Source organism: Sutcliffiella sp. NC1, assembly GCF_027594365.1.
Taxonomy (GTDB): Bacteria; Bacillota; Bacilli; order Bacillales; family Bacillaceae_I; genus Sutcliffiella; species Sutcliffiella cohnii.
This window is the reverse complement of the sequence record NZ_CP115153.1, coordinates 4,448,306-4,468,000: the sequence shown is the minus strand read 5'-3', so window position 1 is coordinate 4,468,000 and position 19,695 is coordinate 4,448,306. Positions and strand designations below refer to the sequence as shown.

Below are 19,695 nucleotides of genomic sequence, written 5' to 3'. Positions count from 1 at the left end.
CTCTATCGAACTGTAAGGAAGTTATTACCTTTTTATACTTCTATATACCTATACGAAAGTATAGTATATTTAACCTATAAACATTACGCAAAGAAGAAATGGACATGTTGTTAATTTTCTAAATGAGCTAAGTATGTTTCTACATATTTTACATGTATCGAATGGTCTAAAAATTCATAAAAAAACTTTGCTTGTTCAAAATATTGTTTCGTACGTGCCTTATCTTCATTTAGTTGAAAATAGCATAATGCAATTTGGAATAAGAGGTTACCGACGGCGGACATATCTTCTACTTTTTTGGAGTAATGAATTCCTTGTTGAGCAGTTTCAACTGCCAAATGGTATTCTTCATCTTCTACATATAATCTTGTTAAATTATAAAAAACTTTTAATTTTAACTTATTGTATTCTTGTGTATCAACATCATATTGTAGTAATTCTTGATAAATTTGCTTTGCCTTTTCATGCTGTTTATTCTCTGCTAATACGTTCGCCAATACATTTTTAATGCGCAAATCTTGCAACTTAGGGATTTCTTTCTTCTGATGGTTCGTTAAGTTGTTAAGTTCTTCGACGCACTTCTCCCATGAAACTACACCTATGTATTGGGCAGATCGCCAATATTGCCAATGAATATATTGAATATATTTATGGGGGAAAATAGTATATTTCATATTTTTTCTTTCGGCTGCTGTTAACTCATAAACCTCTTCATACCTTTTCTCTTTCGTTAATTTTTCAATCATCGCGACTGTACTATTCGTGTAAATGTTTTGTTCTTCTTCTAATGTGCGAAAAAAGTAATCAATCGTAACTCCTAATCTAGCAGCAATGTAATACATAATGTCGATGCTAGGGAAAACCTTCCCTTTTTCTAAATAACTAATCGTCGTTTGACAACAAATACCGTTTGCTAGTTCTTTCTGCGTAATATTCCTTTCTTTTCTAATCTTTTTCACGATTGCTCCTAATTCTTCATTACTAATCACAACAGCACCTCCGGAAAATATGAAAAATTTCTTATTTTCTGTAAAAAGATTATGTATTAGTAGTAAATGTTACCATAATGACCGTATATTGGCCTATAGGAAAGTTATATGGGTTTCGCTTTTTTTATAACCTTTACTATTATTATACTAGATTAAACAAAATTTGGAGGGAAATAACTATGAAAAAATTACTAATTATTCTAACAATGGGCCTTTTTGTACTATCAGCAGGAATAACAGTAGGTGCTACACCTAATTTAGAAAATAATGAGAATGGTAGTGTCGGAATTTTTGGCGGACCACCATTTGGTAATATTCCAACAGAAGATTAATTTCAAGCCTTTATAGAAAACGCGCTACATTGGCTTGCTAGTAAACATCATTCCATAAAATTCAGAAGAAAGAGTAAGTGAGGTGTAGAGGTTTTGATGTTGGAGATCGTTGATATAAAGAAAAGTTATGGAAAAAAAGAAGTTCTAAAAGGTGTTTCTTTTACAGTAGAGAAAGGGGACTTTTTAGCGATAATCGGGAAAAATGGTGTTGGAAAAACTACACTGACCAATATTATATGTCAGCTCGTCAAGCAAGATAGTGGGAAAGTGAAATATGGCTTTCAAGAAAAAGATATTTATTCTAAGATCGGGGTTCAGACTCAATCTGGTGATTTTGATGATCGTTTAAAAGTGGATGATATGTGTACACTTTGGAGGAAGATTTATAACGTAGACGCGACAAAAGTCGATCAATTATTAGAGCGGTTTGATTTAACTGGTGTTAGAAAACAATACATTAAAACACTGTCAGGTGGCCAAAAGCAAAAATTAAATATTCTATTAAGTTTATTAAATGACCCTGAACTTTTAATATTGGATGAGCTTACAACGTCATTAGATGCTATTAGCAGACATGAAATGAGAAAATATTTAAAGCAACTGAATGAGCAAGGGAAAACAATAGTTATGATTAGTCATTACATGGACGAGGTGGAGGACCTTTGTAATAAAGTAGTTGTTTTGAAAGATGGAGAAGTAGAACAAACAACTAGCCCTAGAGCTTTAATAGGATCCAAATATAATAGCTTACAACAATATTTTGTAGAGTGTGTGTAATAAGGGGAGGAAATCATGAATACAGTTAATGCTCTATTTGAGTTAGAAGTAAAAAAGCTGCTAAGAACATGGATCATATTAGGATTTGGGATTGTCGCTCCTCTTTTTTTCTTAGTCATGCAAACAGAGATTAGTAACAACTCATTAGAATTATATGGTATGGAAATAGCTCCAATTGATTTTACGTTTCCAATGTTTGCTTTCCTCAGTGTCGTCGTCCTCGCGATTGGTAACGTTGGAATTGGATTTTCTTATATGAGAAGTATTTACTTTTTTAGAAGATTACGATTAGCCTCTGTGAAAAGTATTCAATTTATATCAGCAAACTTCCTTGTACAACTATTATGTGCCATTTTTACGATTGTGTTATTAGTAGTAGTAGCAGCAACTAGGTACAATTTAAGTTTTGAAGGAAAAAGCTTCCTCACATTCGGGTCCATTTTATTTCTTTCCTTTATGATGTGCTACTTTATTGGCGTATTTATCGGAAATTTAACAACCGATCCAAAAACATCCCAGACACTATCAATGGCAGTATATTTTGTCATTATCTTTTTAGGTGGCGTAACATTTCCGACGGAATTGATGCCTTCTTTCATGCAAAATATCGCGTCGATCCTTCCAACAACACATGCGGTTAAAGTACTACAAATCTCCTGGAATGGCGGAGATATATGGGAGTCGTACCATTTGCTTTATGTTATTGGAACAACGATTATCACAGGTATTTTATCCATTCGATTTTTTAAATATGACTAATAATAAATCGAATAAAGGTGGGTTGGCGCCAATCTATAGGAGTTGTTATGATGGAAAACAAGCTACCATTATTTTTAGTTAGAAAAAACAATATCCCATTTACGTATACGTTAGAATTCGGGTCTGGGGAACTTTATGAAAAAGTTAGTAACTATCATATCGTTCTTCAAGAACGCTCGGAGAGTATAGATGAACTCATTCGTAATATGGAAGGCAAGATTAAAGAAGTTCAAGATGACCAAGAGCGGAAAAAGCTAATTAATTTAAAACGAGATATCTTTAATCTTCGCCCAAGGCTAGTTAATAGCGTTGATAAGTGTGAGGAAGTACTAGCTCGTTACCGTTTACTAGACGATGCAAAGGCTGTTAAAGCTGTTTACGTGCACTCAAGAAAACTAAAAGAAGAGCTCGAAGAAATCTATGAACATACTCGTTTAAAAGAACGTTCACATCTTCATGATACGTTCGTTAGAGAAGATTCCTTAATGAATGCTTTGAAGTTTATCCAATCTACGATTATGGAAAAGGCTAGAAGTTATTTTAATACACCAATTGAAAAACATGGAGTAAAACAGCGGAAATTAGATAATACGTTGTTGAAAGTGTTAACGAGAGCCACTCATAAAACGAGTCCATTTAGTACGTTAACGAAAGTAGGCGTCGGCGAGTTTACGGACGAAATAGAGGATGCACCACTTTTAAGAGAAGGGGAGCAATATACAATTACGAACATTAACGTTGCTTTTCTCCTTCGAGCATTCGAAAAAGTATTACTTCGTCCGTCTGTCATTACAAAAATGAAATTCCGCTTTAACGAAACGCTTACCATTTTAGAGGATCGATTTTATTGGACAACGTTGGCAGACCAGCCTCAAAAGCGGAAAAAAATATTCCGTACTGCCGATACATTAATGAAAATTAAATATAATCAACTACTTGGAAGTTTGTATGAAACGTTGAAGTCCGAAGAGCCATTCACGTATGAAAAATTAGAGCATGTCTTTCTACAAGTTGGATTGGATAAGACAAAAGCGTTGCAGTACACAATCTCGCTTATAAAGAATGATTTTATTCAGCCGACGAGAGCGTTACGAGAGCAAAGTAACGAGACAATCCCGAATTTTCTAAGCCATTTAGAAGAGTTAGAAGTCATCGAAGAAGATGAAGTAATCAAAAGCGTCTATCAAAATTTAACAGAGATACAATTACAGTTAGATAAGTTTGACCGCCTTAGCGTGAAGGATAGTTTTATTAGTTATCAAAAAATTGTCCGGTTGTTCCGCGAAATTTCCGTACATTTAGAACTGCCAGAGTTGGACGAAAAGCTATTAATCTACCAAGACTTTTTAACGATGGAAAAACGTTATGAAAAGCAAAGTGATTGGCAAGAAGTGGATCAATCTCTTCAAACTTTCCAACATTTATCCGTTATATTTGATGCAGTGTTACGCCTACAATATATTTTAGGAAAATTTGTAGTAAATAAATACGGTAATAAGAAAGTTTCGTTCCAAGATAATGAGCAGGAGGATGTTATTGAAGTTATTCTAAATGCCATTTTGGAAAATGCCGGCCACTTATGGGGAAGTCAGTTTAGTGAAACAGAGTTAACTGATGATGTTGAAGAAATAAAACAATTAGATGCGGCTAAAAATAAATTTATTCAGTTTTTGAAAGAAAAAGCGACGACCAGAGATAGAGAAGATATTGTTATAACTACTGAGTATGTTCAAGAACTATTACAACCATTGTCACATATGTTAAGCGGGTACGTTCAGTCGAATAGCTTTTTCGTACAAGCAAATCCAGATGGAAAAGTCGTACTAAACGATATGTATGGTGGTTACCTCGCCTATTTTTTACGATTTTTCTACAACATGAAAGATGTATTAGAAAACCCAAAATTAGAGAAATACATAAGTGAGACGATCCATTCTAGAAATGTCGTCGATATATATAAATCTTATGGCTTTAATGCAAATGTCCGACCGGCAATTACTAGAAATAGTGTGAATGTACCTAATAGCCGCATTGCTGATTCGGAACATTTCGACCGTATTATTAGCTGGGAAGATTTAGAGATTCAATATAACGAGAATTCAAAGAAAGTAGATGTGTTTGCAAAAGGAGAACAAGTAAATATTTTATTTTTAGGCTCACTCATGACCCGTCTCATCCCGTCGATAAGTGCCATGCTACACGCACTATCTGCTAACGGAGTGTTGTTTAGAGATATAGGCTCTATTCTAATGGATGACTTTCTGCTAAATATGAAAGATGATTTTATCGTCCAACACTTTCCGAGAATAATGCTAAATGACAATCTCGTGCTAAGTAGACGTTGCTGGGTTGTGTCAACGAAAATATTTACAGAATATTCCGACGTTGAATTAGATGCATTTATACATTTTCATCGTTTTTTAGAAGAACAAAAAATCCCGACCAGACTATTTTTGCAAAGCTTAAAGGGACAAGCTTCGGAAGAGGAAAATGCAGAAAAGCTAGAAGGTGTATTTGATAAACCACAATATATCGATTTCACGAGTCCGCTTTTATGGAATTTGTTCAAAAAGGAAATCGAGAATACCCCTTACTTTTTGCTAACAGAAATATTTCCTGACTTCGAAGGATCGGAGAAAAAATATGTGGATGAATATTTAATGGAGTTTACATCCAAAGGAGTTAAGTGATGAACAAAAACGAATTTCATCTATTAAAGGTATTTCTTTATGATACGAAACAGTTAAGGTTGTTCTTTTATGACATGCTGCATATCGTCCGTAAAGAAGTGGTTGAAATAACGGATTGCATGATTCAAAAAAATTGGGTAAAAGGACCTCACATCGCACTATATTTCAAAATCCTTGGAGAAAAGAATGAAAAGGAAGTTCTTGCTAAGCTTGAATCTTGCATTCAGGAAAAGCTGTCGTCCTTTGAAAATTCTGTTACGAACGCTGATTATGAAAAATATGAGCAGCTGTCACAACGTTTAGCTCGTGCAGAACGTTATCCGGGTGATCTTGTTCCGTTAAAAGAAAATAAGACTATCGATTTTTCATTATTTAATCTATCAGACATAAAAACAGTGTATGATGTGTCGCTATATAGAGAGATAGAAGTTGCAAAGACGAAATTTTTCCTAGAGCATTACCCGTTATTAAAGAAAATGACTGAAGAGGAAAAAGAGCTACTTAGTACGAAATTGATGTTAATCGTCGCAAAACAATATTTTATCGAGTTCGATCAGGAAGTATTGAAAGGGATTAAGTATGGATATATGTCTTTTAAATCGCATTATGAAGGATTTAACATGCAATTACTACGTATGGACCCATCAAAACGAACACTCATTGAACAGAAAATAAATGAGCAATCGGACTTGATGCAGCAATTTTTAGCCGATTTTGGAAGCTTTGTTCAGCAAATTGATGATAGTTTCATCCAATATTACGAAAACGATAAAGCTCTGTTGGTAGAGTGGAAGAATGTGACAAGTCGGTTAGATGAGCTGTTTAAGGAAGGATTGCAAAACAAGCAAATCCAATTTGAAGAATATCATGACATCTCATCCTTTGTTCAAAGTTCCAATAAAATGAGTGAATTTCATAACGAGTTTGTGGATGGTGACGGCTTTGCTCAATTTTCTAAATCAATCGGATTTTTAAAATATCGATTATTAGTTAATTTTTTATATAGCGTTTTTCCGTTGTTAAATATTTCACCGTTACAAAAAAACAAGCTTTGTAAAATAATTAGTGATGCATCGGAATCTTATTTTCAATTCTCTTGGAAAGACTTGAAAGCTTTAAGAGGAGACACATACGACGGTGATGATATTTATGAAAAAATAGGAACGAATAGAAGTTAGGAGAAGAAAAATATGATACAACAACTTATTAAAGGAGACGTTTGGTTATCGTATTTAGAAAATAAAATCATCATTAAAACCGCGACTAAAAGATATCAAATAAAAGATGACGATGCTGTCCAAACTTTACTTACGCTCATACCGGCGTTAAAAACGGGTCATGTCTCTTCCGATGAAGTTGGACGGTTAAATATTCCAAAATTAAATGCGTTATTGAATAAATATGCTACAAATCGACCGAGTGAGCAAACTGGAAAAACTCCTTATACGTTTATATCCTTTTTAGAGGATAAAACGATAGACAACATGAAATTAATCGACCTTATTGAAAGCTACAAGGATGAAAAGCTAGTAGTCGCCTTGCCGGTAAATACCGTTCCATATTTGTTTATCGGATTCGCAGACCAAATTGAAAACTTTCTTTTTATCAATAAAATAGATATTCAACATAATATACCGGGTGAACACTTCATAGATGAGCATCTGTTGAAGCAATCAGTCCATTATAGTTTAGCTTCCGATATTCATACCGTTGGGTTGAAAATATATATGTTAAATCGAGATGCTATTGAACGTTTTACACCTGTACATCCGTTGCTAAACTTGCTAGCGACGAGTGAACGGCTGGATGTTCACGACCTTTCTTTCATGCAACCAGAATATTACCATGAACCGATTAATATATTTAAAAAATTCGTAACCGAAACACCATATATTTTTGAGCAATTCGGATATGGAGATCTCAAGCAAATACCGTTTAAAATCGCTTCATTAACTTATAAACTCGAAGACAAACCGGTAGCTGTGCATAAAAGTGATGACCATCCATTAAAAGCGTTATACGAAGTGTTGAAAGATGGACTTTCCTCCTTATTAAATGATCGAGAAAGTAATAACGATGTTACTTGGGTATGCTGCTCTTCCTACGATGAGTTATATGGAAAATCTGTGTTACCAAAAGTTTTTGAATATATTAAAAATCACGAAGGTGATAATATTGCTCGGTTTTGTTCACCGTTATCGAAGCAAACGATTCAATCTTCCTTAATGGATAAGTTACTACAGATTAGCCGTAACAATGCTTTAGAGCAAGTGGAACTAGTTGTGGAACAAATTAAAGGTACAAACTTATATGCTATTTTTATCGTGATGAATGGGAATATACAAGTAGAACAATATGGTCTAAATTTTGATCGTTTAATAGAAGATTCGATTCAACAATTTTATGCCATCTATATACAAAATAAGCAAGCTTTTAACATAGAAAAACCATTTGAAAAAGGAAGTGGAGAGGAAGTTTCCTCGTTAGGTGAGCTAATTTATATTTCCCATAGTAATGAGTTAAAAGAAGAAGTGGACAAGCAGTTAAGAACGTTAGGTATGTCTATTCGCATCTGGAATTGGGAACATAATACGTTATTAGCTGATACAGGAACTAGTTGTTACAAAATTGCACTGGAAAAACTGGAAGAAGTGTAAGTGATTACATGAAAAAGGGGGGAGAGTAATGAAGGTCTTTGTACTAAATCGTCAGACACAATTACAAAACGTATGGCAAAGGCTACATACAAGCTTACCTATCCAAATAGAAGTAGTAGATTCCTATAAAGAGGTAACAGAGAGATCACTAATCGTCGGACTATATGACTTTTTTGATTCCTCTTATGAGAAAGAAGTGGTTTCCCATTGTAGAGAATATAATATTAGCTACATGCGGGCAAATCTTCTATTTGAAACGGCAATTGTTGGACCGCTTTATTCGGGTAAAACGAGTAGCTGTATTGACTGTTTTTATGAGCGAGTTTCTGTAAACCAACCTGAAGAATCGATTGTTTTGTATCGAGACTATAACTATGTAGAAACGAGCAAAGGTTCTTCTTTATGGAAAGATCAATTTCTTGAATTTGTATGCCAGGAAGTGCTAGCGTGGGTGAATCTTTCTGTAAGTGGTAGGTTAGCATTTATCGAAAATAAAGTAATTGTTATAAATGATGACAAAAAAAGTATTCATGAGCATCCTGTTTATAAACATGAATATTGTCCGTCTTGTGGTGAATTACCGGAAGATAGTGAGGAACTAGCGACAATTCATTTTGTACGTCGAGAAAAACCTTCAAGAACTATTCATCGTTTAAAAACTGATTTAGATCCAGAACCATTTAAAAAGAAAATGGTTGATTTGAAAACAGGGAAAACGAAGCATAGCTATTTCGAAGTGGAATCAAAATATGTACCGATGGTTGGAACAGAAAACTATATCGAGAGCGATAAAAACGAAGGTGCATTCGGTCGTACGTTTGATTTTAAAAGCTCGGAAGTTTCTGCGTATTTAGAAGGGTTGGAACGTTATTCGAACGTTTATAACCGAAAATCGAATAGTACCATTTTTGCCTCCTATAATGAAGTAAAGGAATTTGCTATTGATCCGCATGAGCTCACTCTGCACGATGAAAAGCTTATGAACGAACATTTTCGACTTCATCAGTATTCAGAAGATATGAAGTTTCATTGGGTGTGGGGATATTCGTTAAAAAAGAAAAAACCGATTCTTATTCCAGAGCAAATGGTCTTTTACAAAGATGAGATGGTGAGAGATAAATCTAGAAGATTTGTCTATGAAACTTCGAACGGATGTGCATTAGGCTCGACTATTGAGGAAGCGGTTCTTTACGGATTATTTGAAGTGATTGAAAGAGATAATTTCCTCGTGTCTTGGTATAACCGATTACAATTAGTAGAAATCGATATTGACGATTTAGGAGAAGACTTCCGAATATTAAATGAAGTCATTAAAGCCGATGGATACGAAGTTAAGTTCTTTGATACGACAATGGAATTAGGGGTACCGACAGTTTGGGCACTGATGGTTAATACGAATGCCGATGCGGTTGTAAAAACTTACTCTGCAGCTGGGTGCCATTTTAACCCTGAAAAAGCATTAATGAGTGCGTTTATTGAAGTAGTATCTTCTGTGCCTGTCTATAACAAAGTATTCGGGGAAGAGCATTTAGTCCAACGGAAAAATACCATTTTTGAAGATGGAGATAAAGCGACGGAGTTCCAAGATCACGTCCTACTTTACTCTCATCCAGATGCTCTAGAAAGGTTAGACTTTCTGACAAATACGAAGGAAAAGAAAACGTTAAAAGAGCTACATCCTGAGTGGTATGAAACAAACGCATTTAAAAGCTGGGATTTAACGGAAGATTTAGAAACACTCCTTCATAGAATGTATGAGCATTATGATGATGTATATGTTGTGGACATAACGGGAGACTTCATAAAATCATTTGACCTTAGCTGTGTAAAAGTACTCGTGCCAGGAATGTTAACGATGACTTTTGGGCATCAACATCGTCGATTGGATATGGATCGAATTTTGAATGGCCCTGTTATAGCGAACCGTCTACAGCAGCCGATAGAAGAAAAAAATATTAATCCGTTTCCACATCCTTTCCCTTAGGAGGTAAAAGAATGGAAAAGTGGATATCATTGCATATTTTTCACCACAACATGAGAAATTACGATGAATTAATCGTTATACTAAATCAAGTTATGACGGATTTAGAAAACGAGAACGAAGTAAATAAGTGGTTCTACATTCGGTATTGGGAAGGTGGTCCCCATGTACGGCTAAGATTTCTAACTGTAAACGAGAAAAAAACTATCCAAACAATAAGTGAAAAAATACAAGCTTTTTGGAAGGACGCCGAACCGATTGAGTCTTTAACGAAAGAACAATATTACCGTGACCATAAATTTGATGGACAAGCACTACCGTTTGAGAAATTGCCGTGGTATGGTGACCGCAGAATTCAACCTATACCGTATGTACCAGAGATAGAGCGATATGGTGGAAAAGATGTTATACAAAACTCTGAAGCAATGTTTCATAGCTCTAGTAAGCTAGTGTGCTTTATCCTTGAAAAGCTTGGACTAGATCCAGCTAAACGTTTTATTGTTGGTTTAACATTAACTAGACTACTAATGGAGCAGTTACTGGAATTTGATGATATGGAAGATAATATTCAATTTACATCTTTCTACAAAGAGTATTGGGAGTCGTTCGTTGCAGGGAATGAAACAGATGAATTAGTTTTGTTGTTCAAAGCGAATGAAAAAAGTATTAGGAAGTTTTATTCGATGTTAAAGGATAATCCTTTCGTTACCGATCAATTGCTGCGTATGAAAAATGAACTACATGTAGTGAGAGATACCGTTCAAGATGAGTTATACATTCATCGAATTGTAGCATCTCATATTCATATGACAAACAATCGGTTAGGAGTTTCGCCGTTCGTTGAATATTACATTTCAGATTATTTATGTACCTTTTTTGAAGAAATTCACAAAAATGGGGTAGTTACGATTGAAGAAGCTTCGCGAGTATAAAGAAAAAATAAACTATTCGTTTTTTGATCCGAAAACATTACTAAAAATGAAGGAAGAAACGAGAATAATAGGAGATTTATGGGAGGAGCAACGACCGTCCAACCTTTTTGACTTTCCATCAGAGTCTCTTTCTGAGAACAGTGAGTCGATGGAAATTCCGAGGCTCAGTGGGCAAAGTATGTCTGAAAGTGCCCAGCTTTTTTTAAACCGGCGGTCTTATCCTTTACCTGAATTCGATAGTACTTGGTCTAAAGAGGAATTATTTACTTGGATTAGTTTATCTTTTGGTGTTTCAAGTAAAAAAGACATTCCTTACGTAGACAAAAAAGGTGCTATTCAACAAAAAAAATTAAAAGTAAGGACGTATCCTTCAGGGGGCTCCATGTTTTCAGTCGATATTTATTTATATATTACCAATATCGAAGAAGTAACAGACGGGCTATACAAGTTTAAAGGTGAACATCATGTGCTGGAACGAAAAAGAGAGAAAGTGGAATTGGATTGTTTACATTCCTTATCTCCACTAACAATTCCCCAAAACGTATATGGCGAATCGTTTAATAATACGAACATTTTAACCTTTTTAGTTGCTAATTATGATCGTGCATTTGAAAAGTATGGGCTGTTAACAGAAAGGCTTGCCGCTTTAGAGGCTGGCCATATCGGACAAAATATACAATTAAGCTGTACGATGCTTGGGAAGAAATCATTACCAATGTGTGCCTTTTACGATGATAAAGTGGAAGCATTTTTATCACTTGAGAATGAAATGACAAGGTGTATTTATATGGTGGCATTGGGCTAAGATTCGCTAAACAGGAGGATCAGAATGGGTATTCTTCAACAATTAGATGTATATCGTTACACCAGAATAGACCCTTACTACTACTTACAAGTAAAAGACAACCATTTACTTGTAATGAATAAAATGTCGAACGCTCCTAAATACCAAATACATATAAGGGAGAACAATATAGAAAGCTATATTAGTAAGTATAACGAAAAGCTTATTGTAGAAAACGATATTAGAATGCTCGTTGAGTCAGAAGAAGGTTCTTACTTCGTTCATATCATCTATAAGCTAAGAGAAAACATTTTTATAACAGAGGAAATGTTCACTTTAAGAGAATGGATGTTTAATAATCTTGCTAATGTGGATGGAATTAGTCCAAGAGATCACTATCACTTATATCACTACCTCGTTTCAAAGGTGGCGCAGAATACGTTTTTATTTGTTGTAACAGATTCAACTTTAAAGGTTGATAGTATTCTGAAGCCATTTAGTAGAACTATTTTTCTAGACAATTTTCAAGAAAGTACGGAAAAATGGATCATCGTTTTAAGTGATCACGAGTTAAGCTTTGCGGAAAAAGAAAAGCTGTATAGAGCGGTCGGGAGTGACTGTTACGTTCTATTTTTCTTACAAGATATAAAAAACGGCGTGATGAAACTCGGTCCTCGACTCCAATTCCCTGGTCATGGCTGTTTACAGTGCGAAACTCTAGCAGAGGAAAGATTAATTGAACACGATTTACAGTTAGAAAAAGACCCGCGAGACTTTTACGAAATGGTAGATGAGGAGATTTTTCATCTTCTAATAGATGATTATTTTCAACATACAAGGCATTTCTCATCAATCACTAGTAAGCAGTATATATTTGATTTTCAAGAGAATACGGTACTGTTTAAACAAATTAGAAAAAATCCGAACTGTGAAATTTGTTAACCATTACTTGAAAGGAGGTGAAATAAATGGAAAAGAATCTGAACTTAGAATTAGATTTCGAAGTGATCGAGCTTGATGATGTAACTGCTCTTCCAGAAACAGCTGCATCTAGTGGAAGCTCAGGCGACAATGTATATTCTACTTGTGGCTCAAGCTCTTGCTGTTCTTCTTGCTGTACGTAATGAAGAATGTAAATGGATGAACAAAAAAAGGAGGAAATTAAAATGGAAAAAAACTTAAACTTAGAATTAGATTTCGAAGTAATCGAACTTGATGATGTAACTGCCCTTCCAGAAACAGCTGCATCTAGTGGAAGCTCAGGCGACAACGTATATTCTACTTGTGGCTCAAGCTCTTGTTGCTCTTCTTGCTGTACTTGATCAGTTATTAAAAAAAGACTGGCCAATGAACACCCACATGTTCATTGGTCAGTCCCGTAATGAGAATTACATAACTGCCCTTCCAGAAACAGTTGCATTCTAACTTGTTACAGTATACGCAAAATGAAGACCATTTATTCGTATCTGTACACAAAATAGATTGTTACTCTCATTCTCTTAATCTTATCACTGCGAGTTGTCATATGTAAATATTCCATAAGGTTTAGTTTAACTAAGAAGATTGGAGAAAATAGTTCATGAGTACTTATTCTTATGTAGTCGACATTATCGAAAATAATAATAATTTATTAGATGTAATAGTGGAAGTGCAAGGAAATGCCCCAGAAAGTATATTAAACGATATTCCTGTTATACAAACATATAAACAATTACTTTCATTTATTAAAAAGCATCCATTTCATTCCATTCTATTTGTGAAAAGGAAATCGAATGAATTAATAGTCAAACGGATTATCGAGTTATTAAACGAGTATGAAGTGACTAGTAACATAACTGTTCTAGAAGGTATGGAAGATGCAGATACTAACAAGGAAGCGTACGTTACGTTTTTCAATGGAGTAAAAACGTTTATTACTGGTATGTATCCGCAACATTTTCATCATACAAAAATGAAACATTTATTAGTAAAGGATCAATCGGAAATATCCCACGATTTAAAAACCCGATTATTATACTCAAGTAATATTAATTCTTCACTCCTTTTACCGGAAGCTCCGACAGCGCTTGAAGAGTTAGAAAGTTGGTTTGGACTAGCTCAAATAAGCCTCCAAGAAAAAGAGAATCAGCATTACAACGTCGTTATAAAAGAGAAGGCCAATATTCATACGAAGGAAGTTGTTGTCTTATCCTTTCATACATTTACGGAAAACCCATCTGTAAAGGAAGGGGACAATGAAATATTCTTAACGATAGATACGGTGGATGATTATCTTTCTTTTTCAGCTACTGTTAGGCATACAGAGCTAACTGGTACCCTTCGCATTATGCACATACTCCCTCACATAAAAGATGAATGTATGTGGTCCCATAAATCGGTTTGTTCATTAAGAAGTGGGACCCGATTAGCAGTCGGGCAACCTAATGTGTTACAATCTCCCGTCTGCTACTCAATTGGTAAAGAAGAGCTTACGAATAAACCGATTGCTTCTGTTTTTGATAGGGAATTTTCAAAAGCATTTATTTTATCTGGCTGTCATACATGTCGTGCATTGCCTGACTGTCCGAGTTGTATTAAAATGGCCCCACAAACGGAGGAAAAGAAACACTATTGTTCCATTCGGCAAACGCTCCCGTTCGTAACTGAATTTATTACGATACGAAACATTTTAAAGAGCTTTTTTTATGGGCAACAACGTTTCGTTTCACCATCAGAGACTGTTGCTTTTTCAACGAAAGTGAAGAAATTATTTTACGATAAAGAATCGACACGAGAAAAAGCTCTCTCTTCCCAACTATATTTTTTATTTAGTTGGAAGGAGGATGTTTATTTATACATTAAACGGACTATGAAGTTTTATAAAATTAACAACCTACTAGCAACTTATCTAGAAGGGAAAATGTTAGGAGAAACAGAGAAGGAGATACAAGCGTACATACAGGACAAGCACAATTGGAGCTTGGAAATATACGAGCAATTTAACGAGAAGGCAACTTTATTTACTCAAAAGGTAGGATTGTCGTGAAATGAGAGGAGGAGTTTTAAAAGTGAGAAATCATAAAGTAATACACCCTATTTTACCGAGAAGTGAATACGACAACATGATTAATGTTAGAAAAGCTAAAGGTGTTACGATTTACGATGAAAATAAAAGCTATTTAGATGGTATTAGTGGCTTATGGAATGGTATTTTAGGTCATTCAAATGAAGAAATAAATCAAGCGATTTTACAGCAAATGAACGAAGTAAGTTATGTCAATCCGTGGACAAGCTCTACTAATATTGTATATGAATTAGCAGATAAGCTAATTTCTTTTACAGATGATAATTTTGATAAAGTGATGTTCACTTGTACTGGTTCAGAAGCAGTAGAACTTGCGATTAAATTAGTGAGAAGACATCAGTCAGCAAAAGGACACTATGAGAAAAAATATATCGGAGTTTTTGAAACATCCTATCATGGTACACATTATGGTTCGATGACCGCGACGGGAGTAGATAGGGAGTTTTATAAACCGTATGGTCCGATGCTACAAGGGTTTGCGTACTTGCCTATCCCATTTGAAGAGAAAGGAACATTGGATGAAGCTATTCAATCATTAGAAAAATTTTTCGAAGCTTACGGTGATAAAATTGGTGGCTTTATAATGGAACCAATTCTTGGCGTTTCAGGAGTAGTAAAGTTACCGGATACGTATTTAAGAAGAATGAAAGAGTTAAGCAAACAGTACGATGTGCTACTCGTATTCGACGAAATTAGTACTGGTTTTTACCGAACCGGACCGAAGTTTGCTTACGAGGAAACTCCAATCATTCCAGATATTTTATGTTTATCGAAAGGGATAAATAATGGTGTACTACCATTAGGAGCAGTACTTATTGGAGAAAGCGTAACGAAAATGATTAAGGATCATGATTTTATCAATCATTTTTCTACACAAAACGCAAATCCGCTTTGTTGTGCAGCTGCTTTGAAAACATTAGAGCTTCTTGGACGAGATGATTATTGCAAGATTATCGAGACAAAAGGGGATTTTTTTTATCGTCAGCTTTTATTATTAAAAGAGGAGCTTCCATTTGTGAAGAGTATTCGCGCCCACGGTTTAATGATAGGTGTGGAAGTTGATATCGATAACGATTTCAATAAAGTGCTACAATTCTCTAACCTTTTAAAAGAACGTGGCCTTCTTGTTTATCCTTATGCTAATAAATATTCGTCGGGTGTAATGCTAATGCCTGCATATGTAATGGAGTACGAAAACTTAAGTAAGGTTTCATCTATATTAAGAAATTCTATAATTGAATACGTGAACAACCGATATGTTGGGAGTTTGTGAGAATGGAAAAAACAGTACTAATAACTGGGGCAGCGAGCGAAATTGGTCAAGCAATATTAAGGAGATTTTTGGTGAATGGCTATCAAGTAATAGCGACCGAAGTAGAGTTTCAACGAAAAACATTAGAGGATTGTATTCGAAGTATGTCGATAGACGACCAACAAATGATAAAATTTTATTCGCTAGACTTAGAGAAAGATGAAGAAGTGTTGCAGTTCTCGGAGTATTTGAAGGATACGTATACAATCTCAGCGCTTGTTAACATTGCAGGAATAAATATTTTGAAAAACTTTTTTGACTGGAATGTGGAAGAATTACGCAAAGTAGTGGACATAAATTGGATTGGAACCTTTTTATTAACAAAAGCTGTTGCAGAAAGCATGGTAGCAAAATCGATTGCAGGCACCATTACGACCATCTCATCTCAACATGGTATTGTCGTGAATAAAGAAAGAGTTCCATATTGTATTAGCAAAGCGAGCCTTATTCATTTAACGAAAGTACTAGGATTAGAGCTAGCGCCGTATAACATTCGAGTAAACTGTGTTTCGCCAACGTATGTTAAAACAGATAAAAATAGTCATATTTTAAACAGTAACAGGTATATAGATGAAGAATTAGTCAAAATTCCATTAAATCGCTATGCAATACCGGATGATGTGGCAGACGCGGTTGAATTTTTAACGTCACCGGCATCAAAGATGATCACTGGACATAATTTAGTTGTAGATGGAGGATGGACGATTCAATAAAGAGATAGGGAGAAGTTAGTTATGAAGCGATATACCTTTTTTACATTATTGATCTGTTTGTTCTTACTAGCAAGTTGTCAACCGTCAGAGGGAGAAGAGATGAACGTTTTATATGAATTTGATGAAGGTGTAGAACGAGTAGATACGATTTTTATTGCAGCTCCTAGTACAAAATTATTCGTTGAAACAAGCGAAGCTGAAAAAATAACTGTTGAGTTAAAGGGAGTATTTAGTGGAACAGATAAGGAAAAGGAAAACCTATTGAAGACAGAATTGATAGGCGAAGTATTCCAAACTAAAATAAATCCACCTGTAAGCAAAAAATGGGTGGAGGAAGATCTAGAGTTACATATAACAATTCCAGATAAATACTATGAGCAAATAAAAGTAGAGGTAACGAGCAAGCCGATGGAGCTTGGCAAGTTAAATGCTAAGCTATTTCAATTAAATTCCACCTCTGGGGACCATTTTATGAGCGGAATTAACGCTGAGAGCTTCCAAATTGAGGCTACTTCTGGAGATATAGAAATACTTGATTTTACTGGTAAAGGTAATATTGAGATGACTTCGGGTGATGTATTTTTGAACATGCAAGAAATAACGGAACCAATTTCAATTTCTAACACTTCTGGTGATATACTTTTGAATGTGGCGAGCGATGCTGCATTTTTCTTAAACACTAATATTCGCAAAAATAGAACCGAAGTTGAAGGAGGAATTGCAACAAGGTGGAGAGATGATACGAAAAATAATGGTGAAATTAATAATCCACCAACTTCAGGTCCAACCATTCACATCACGACCAATTCGGGAAGGTTGTTAATAGGAAAGATGGAGTGATTGTTGTTCGACCTCTGTTATATTGAAAAATAGGGGAACAAAGTGACGAAATTTAATTAGATGGGGATTTAGTTGAAATAGAAGCGTTATATGAAGAAGCGGATTCTTTATATGTTCAATACGAAGAAGAGTTAGAAAAGCACGCTAATAAAAGGGCGGTTGAGATTGTTTGGGAAGATAAAGTGCGAATGAATAAATGAAACATAAAGAAAACTACCTCTAAAAAGTGTGAGGTAGTTTTTTGTTTTATTGAAAATTGGTTTTGCAAGACAGTTTAGATAACAAGTTCATTGCTCTTCTATATGTATGCAAAGAGTCCTGTTTTTCCAAAAAATGTGTGGACGAGGGACCTGTCCCTCTGTCCACGATTTTATAGGTACATATGCACGCCTGGGCCGAATGGGATGCCTAGTAGGGCGAATGCGATTAGCATGATGATCCATACGGTTAAGAAGATGATGCTGTATGGTAGCATTAAGGCGATTAATGTACCGAGTCCAGCTTTTTTATCATAATCTTTCATGAATGCAAGGACGATTAAAATATATGGATTTAACGGTGTAATAATGTTTGTTGATGAATCTGCGATACGGTATGCTGCTTGGATGAATGCTGGGTGATAGTCAAGAAGCATAAACATTGGGATGAAGATTGGTGCTTCTAAAGCCCATTGTGCAGATCCACTAAAAATTACTAAGTTCAATAAAGCTGTTAATAGGGTGAATCCGATAACGACTGGTAAACCTGTTAATTCCATAGATGTTAAAACCTCTGCTCCGTTCACGGCAATCCACGTACCTAAGTTACTCCAGTTAAAATACGCGATAAATTGGGAAGCGGCAAAGATTAGTACGATGTAAGCGGACATATCTTTCATTGCTTCGCTCATGAATCTTGGAATGTCCTTTGTGCTCGTAATCTTTTTTACTGTCACACCGTAAGCAGTACCTACTGTTAGGAAGAAGAATAACACAATTGGAATGATTCCAGATAAGAATGGGGAAGGAATAATTCCGCCTTCTTCGTTACGTAACGGAGATTCTGGCCAAAATAATACTAAACTAATAAGTCCGATATACGCTAAACCTGCCAATAAACTATTACGTAAACCTTTATTTTCTATTTCATTTACTTCCTCTAGCTTACGATTAGCCTTATCTCCTGTATATTTACCAAGTCTCGGTTCAATTAGTCTTTCTGTTATTATTCCGCCAATAATTGCAAGTACCACTACTGAAGTTGACATGAAATACCAGTTGTCAACCGGTGTCACTAGGAAGTTTTCATCAATTGCTTTTGCTGCTTCTGTCGAGATACCTGCTAATAAAGCATCAGTACCAGCGATAATGAAGTTTGCCGTAAAACCTGCTCCTACTCCTGCAAATCCTGCAGCTAATCCTGCTAATGGATGACGTCCAACCGTTAAGAAAACCATTGCAGCTAGAGGTGGAATTAGAACGAAGGCTGCGTCAGACGCGATGTTACCTAAAATTCCGATGAAAATAACTGCATACGTTACTAACGGTTTTGGTGCATTTAAAATCGATTTTTTGATTGCACTTTCTAATAATCCAACCTTCTCAGCTAGTCCAATCCCTAGCATCATTGCTAACACTAATCCGAGTGGAGCAAAGCCAGTGAAGTTTGTTAGCATCGACGTTAAAATGTACTGCAATCCTTCTCCAGATACTAAACTTTTAATAGGTAGTTCTTCTCCTGAACCAGGATGTACAACTGTTACTCCCATGCTGTTAACTAGCCATGATAAAGCGATTACAAATAATGCTAAATAAATAAACAAGAAAAATGGATCAGGCAGTTTGTTCCCAATTTTCTCAATCCCATTTAAAAACTTCGTCATGGCA

18 protein-coding genes are annotated in these 19,695 nt (G+C 35.2%); 16 read left to right on the top strand and 2 right to left on the bottom strand.

The window, feature by feature from the left end:
- Positions 1–110 precede the first annotated feature (110 nt).
- Positions 111–989 carry a helix-turn-helix domain-containing protein gene (locus O1A01_RS22975; protein WP_066417923.1) on the bottom strand — a complete coding sequence of 293 codons (879 nt, stop codon included), beginning with the start codon at positions 987–989 and terminating at the stop codon, positions 111–113.
- Between the two features lie 179 nt (positions 990–1,168).
- Here O1A01_RS22975 and O1A01_RS22970 point away from each other — a divergent pair, with 179 nt between their 5' ends.
- From O1A01_RS22970 to O1A01_RS22895, 16 genes are all read left to right on the top strand, one after another.
- The gene (locus O1A01_RS22970; protein WP_157076670.1) at positions 1,169–1,321 is read left to right on the top strand and encodes a hypothetical protein; all 153 of its coding nucleotides are present in this window, start codon (positions 1,169–1,171) and stop codon (positions 1,319–1,321) included.
- Between the two features lie 96 nt (positions 1,322–1,417).
- Positions 1,418–2,098 (top strand): ABC transporter ATP-binding protein, encoded by a 681-nt coding sequence (locus O1A01_RS22965; protein ID WP_066417925.1) that lies wholly within the window; start codon positions 1,418–1,420, stop codon positions 2,096–2,098.
- Positions 2,099–2,113: 15 nt separating this feature from the next.
- Entirely contained in the window at positions 2,114–2,857 is a 744-nt protein-coding gene (locus tag O1A01_RS22960; RefSeq protein WP_066417927.1) for an ABC transporter permease, read from the top strand.
- 47 nt (positions 2,858–2,904) lie between these two features.
- Entirely contained in the window at positions 2,905–5,547 is a 2,643-nt protein-coding gene (locus O1A01_RS22955; protein ID WP_270065118.1) for a lantibiotic dehydratase, read from the top strand.
- Positions 5,547–6,725 (top strand): hypothetical protein, encoded by a 1,179-nt coding sequence (locus O1A01_RS22950; protein ID WP_066417934.1) that lies wholly within the window; start codon positions 5,547–5,549, stop codon positions 6,723–6,725. Before O1A01_RS22955 ends, O1A01_RS22950 begins: the two co-directional genes overlap by 1 nt.
- 12 nt (positions 6,726–6,737) lie before the next feature.
- Positions 6,738–8,204 (top strand): hypothetical protein, encoded by a 1,467-nt coding sequence (locus tag O1A01_RS22945; RefSeq protein ID WP_066417937.1) that lies wholly within the window; start codon positions 6,738–6,740, stop codon positions 8,202–8,204.
- A gap of 28 nt (positions 8,205–8,232) precedes the next feature.
- Complete coding sequence (locus tag O1A01_RS22940; RefSeq protein ID WP_066417939.1) at positions 8,233–10,188, top strand: TOMM precursor leader peptide-binding protein; 1,956 nt, start codon at positions 8,233–8,235, stop codon at positions 10,186–10,188.
- A gap of 11 nt (positions 10,189–10,199) precedes the next feature.
- On the top strand, positions 10,200–11,117 hold the full coding sequence (locus tag O1A01_RS22935; protein ID WP_066417941.1) for a thiopeptide-type bacteriocin biosynthesis protein: 918 nt from the start codon (positions 10,200–10,202) through the stop codon (positions 11,115–11,117).
- Positions 11,095–11,922 carry a SagB family peptide dehydrogenase gene (locus O1A01_RS22930; protein WP_066417943.1) on the top strand — a complete coding sequence of 276 codons (828 nt, stop codon included), beginning with the start codon at positions 11,095–11,097 and terminating at the stop codon, positions 11,920–11,922. Before O1A01_RS22935 ends, O1A01_RS22930 begins: the two co-directional genes overlap by 23 nt.
- Before the next feature lie 24 nt (positions 11,923–11,946).
- Entirely contained in the window at positions 11,947–12,843 is an 897-nt protein-coding gene (locus O1A01_RS22925) for a hypothetical protein (protein WP_270065117.1), read from the top strand.
- A 26-nt stretch (positions 12,844–12,869) separates the two neighbouring features.
- Positions 12,870–13,025: a thiazolylpeptide-type bacteriocin gene (locus tag O1A01_RS22920; RefSeq protein WP_084380520.1), complete on the top strand. Its 156-nt coding sequence runs from the start codon at positions 12,870–12,872 to the stop codon at positions 13,023–13,025.
- A gap of 42 nt (positions 13,026–13,067) precedes the next feature.
- A complete protein-coding gene (locus O1A01_RS22915; RefSeq protein WP_084380520.1) occupies positions 13,068–13,223 on the top strand; it encodes a thiazolylpeptide-type bacteriocin in 156 nt (51 codons plus the stop codon).
- A gap of 257 nt (positions 13,224–13,480) precedes the next feature.
- Entirely contained in the window at positions 13,481–14,926 is a 1,446-nt protein-coding gene (locus tag O1A01_RS22910) for a hypothetical protein (protein WP_066417950.1), read from the top strand.
- Positions 14,927–14,948: 22 nt separating this feature from the next.
- Complete coding sequence (locus O1A01_RS22905) at positions 14,949–16,238, top strand: aminotransferase family protein (protein ID WP_157729295.1); 1,290 nt, start codon at positions 14,949–14,951, stop codon at positions 16,236–16,238.
- Between the two features lie 2 nt (positions 16,239–16,240).
- Positions 16,241–16,990: an SDR family NAD(P)-dependent oxidoreductase gene (locus O1A01_RS22900; RefSeq protein ID WP_066417955.1), complete on the top strand. Its 750-nt coding sequence runs from the start codon at positions 16,241–16,243 to the stop codon at positions 16,988–16,990.
- Positions 16,991–17,011: 21 nt separating this feature from the next.
- Positions 17,012–17,830 (top strand): DUF4097 family beta strand repeat-containing protein, encoded by an 819-nt coding sequence (locus tag O1A01_RS22895; RefSeq protein WP_084380522.1) that lies wholly within the window; start codon positions 17,012–17,014, stop codon positions 17,828–17,830.
- A 370-nt stretch (positions 17,831–18,200) separates the two neighbouring features.
- Here O1A01_RS22895 and O1A01_RS22890 read toward each other — a convergent pair whose 3' ends face one another.
- The gene (locus tag O1A01_RS22890; RefSeq protein WP_066417975.1) at positions 18,201–19,691 is read right to left on the bottom strand and encodes an AbgT family transporter; all 1,491 of its coding nucleotides are present in this window, start codon (positions 19,689–19,691) and stop codon (positions 18,201–18,203) included.
- Positions 19,692–19,695 lie beyond the last annotated feature (4 nt).

Excerpts from the sequence above, each read along its gene's own strand:
- O1A01_RS22970 (WP_157076670.1), top strand. The coding sequence starts at position 1,169 with ATGAAAAAATTACTAATTATTCTAACAATGGGCCTTTTTGTACTATCA.
- O1A01_RS22965 (WP_066417925.1), top strand. The coding sequence starts at position 1,418 with ATGTTGGAGATCGTTGATATAAAGAAAAGTTATGGAAAAAAAGAAGTT.
- O1A01_RS22960 (WP_066417927.1), top strand. The coding sequence starts at position 2,114 with ATGAATACAGTTAATGCTCTATTTGAGTTAGAAGTAAAAAAGCTGCTA.
- O1A01_RS22955 (WP_270065118.1), top strand. The coding sequence starts at position 2,905 with ATGATGGAAAACAAGCTACCATTATTTTTAGTTAGAAAAAACAATATC.
- O1A01_RS22950 (WP_066417934.1), top strand. The coding sequence starts at position 5,547 with ATGAACAAAAACGAATTTCATCTATTAAAGGTATTTCTTTATGATACG.
- O1A01_RS22945 (WP_066417937.1), top strand. The coding sequence starts at position 6,738 with ATGATACAACAACTTATTAAAGGAGACGTTTGGTTATCGTATTTAGAA.
- O1A01_RS22940 (WP_066417939.1), top strand. The coding sequence starts at position 8,233 with ATGAAGGTCTTTGTACTAAATCGTCAGACACAATTACAAAACGTATGG.
- O1A01_RS22935 (WP_066417941.1), top strand. The coding sequence starts at position 10,200 with ATGGAAAAGTGGATATCATTGCATATTTTTCACCACAACATGAGAAAT.
- O1A01_RS22925 (WP_270065117.1), top strand. The coding sequence starts at position 11,947 with ATGGGTATTCTTCAACAATTAGATGTATATCGTTACACCAGAATAGAC.
- O1A01_RS22920 (WP_084380520.1), top strand. The coding sequence starts at position 12,870 with ATGGAAAAGAATCTGAACTTAGAATTAGATTTCGAAGTGATCGAGCTT.
- O1A01_RS22915 (WP_084380520.1), top strand. The coding sequence starts at position 13,068 with ATGGAAAAAAACTTAAACTTAGAATTAGATTTCGAAGTAATCGAACTT.
- O1A01_RS22910 (WP_066417950.1), top strand. The coding sequence starts at position 13,481 with ATGAGTACTTATTCTTATGTAGTCGACATTATCGAAAATAATAATAAT.
- O1A01_RS22900 (WP_066417955.1), top strand. The coding sequence starts at position 16,241 with ATGGAAAAAACAGTACTAATAACTGGGGCAGCGAGCGAAATTGGTCAA.
- O1A01_RS22895 (WP_084380522.1), top strand. The coding sequence starts at position 17,012 with ATGAAGCGATATACCTTTTTTACATTATTGATCTGTTTGTTCTTACTA.
- O1A01_RS22890 (WP_066417975.1), bottom strand. The coding sequence starts at position 19,691 with ATGACGAAGTTTTTAAATGGGATTGAGAAAATTGGGAACAAACTGCCT.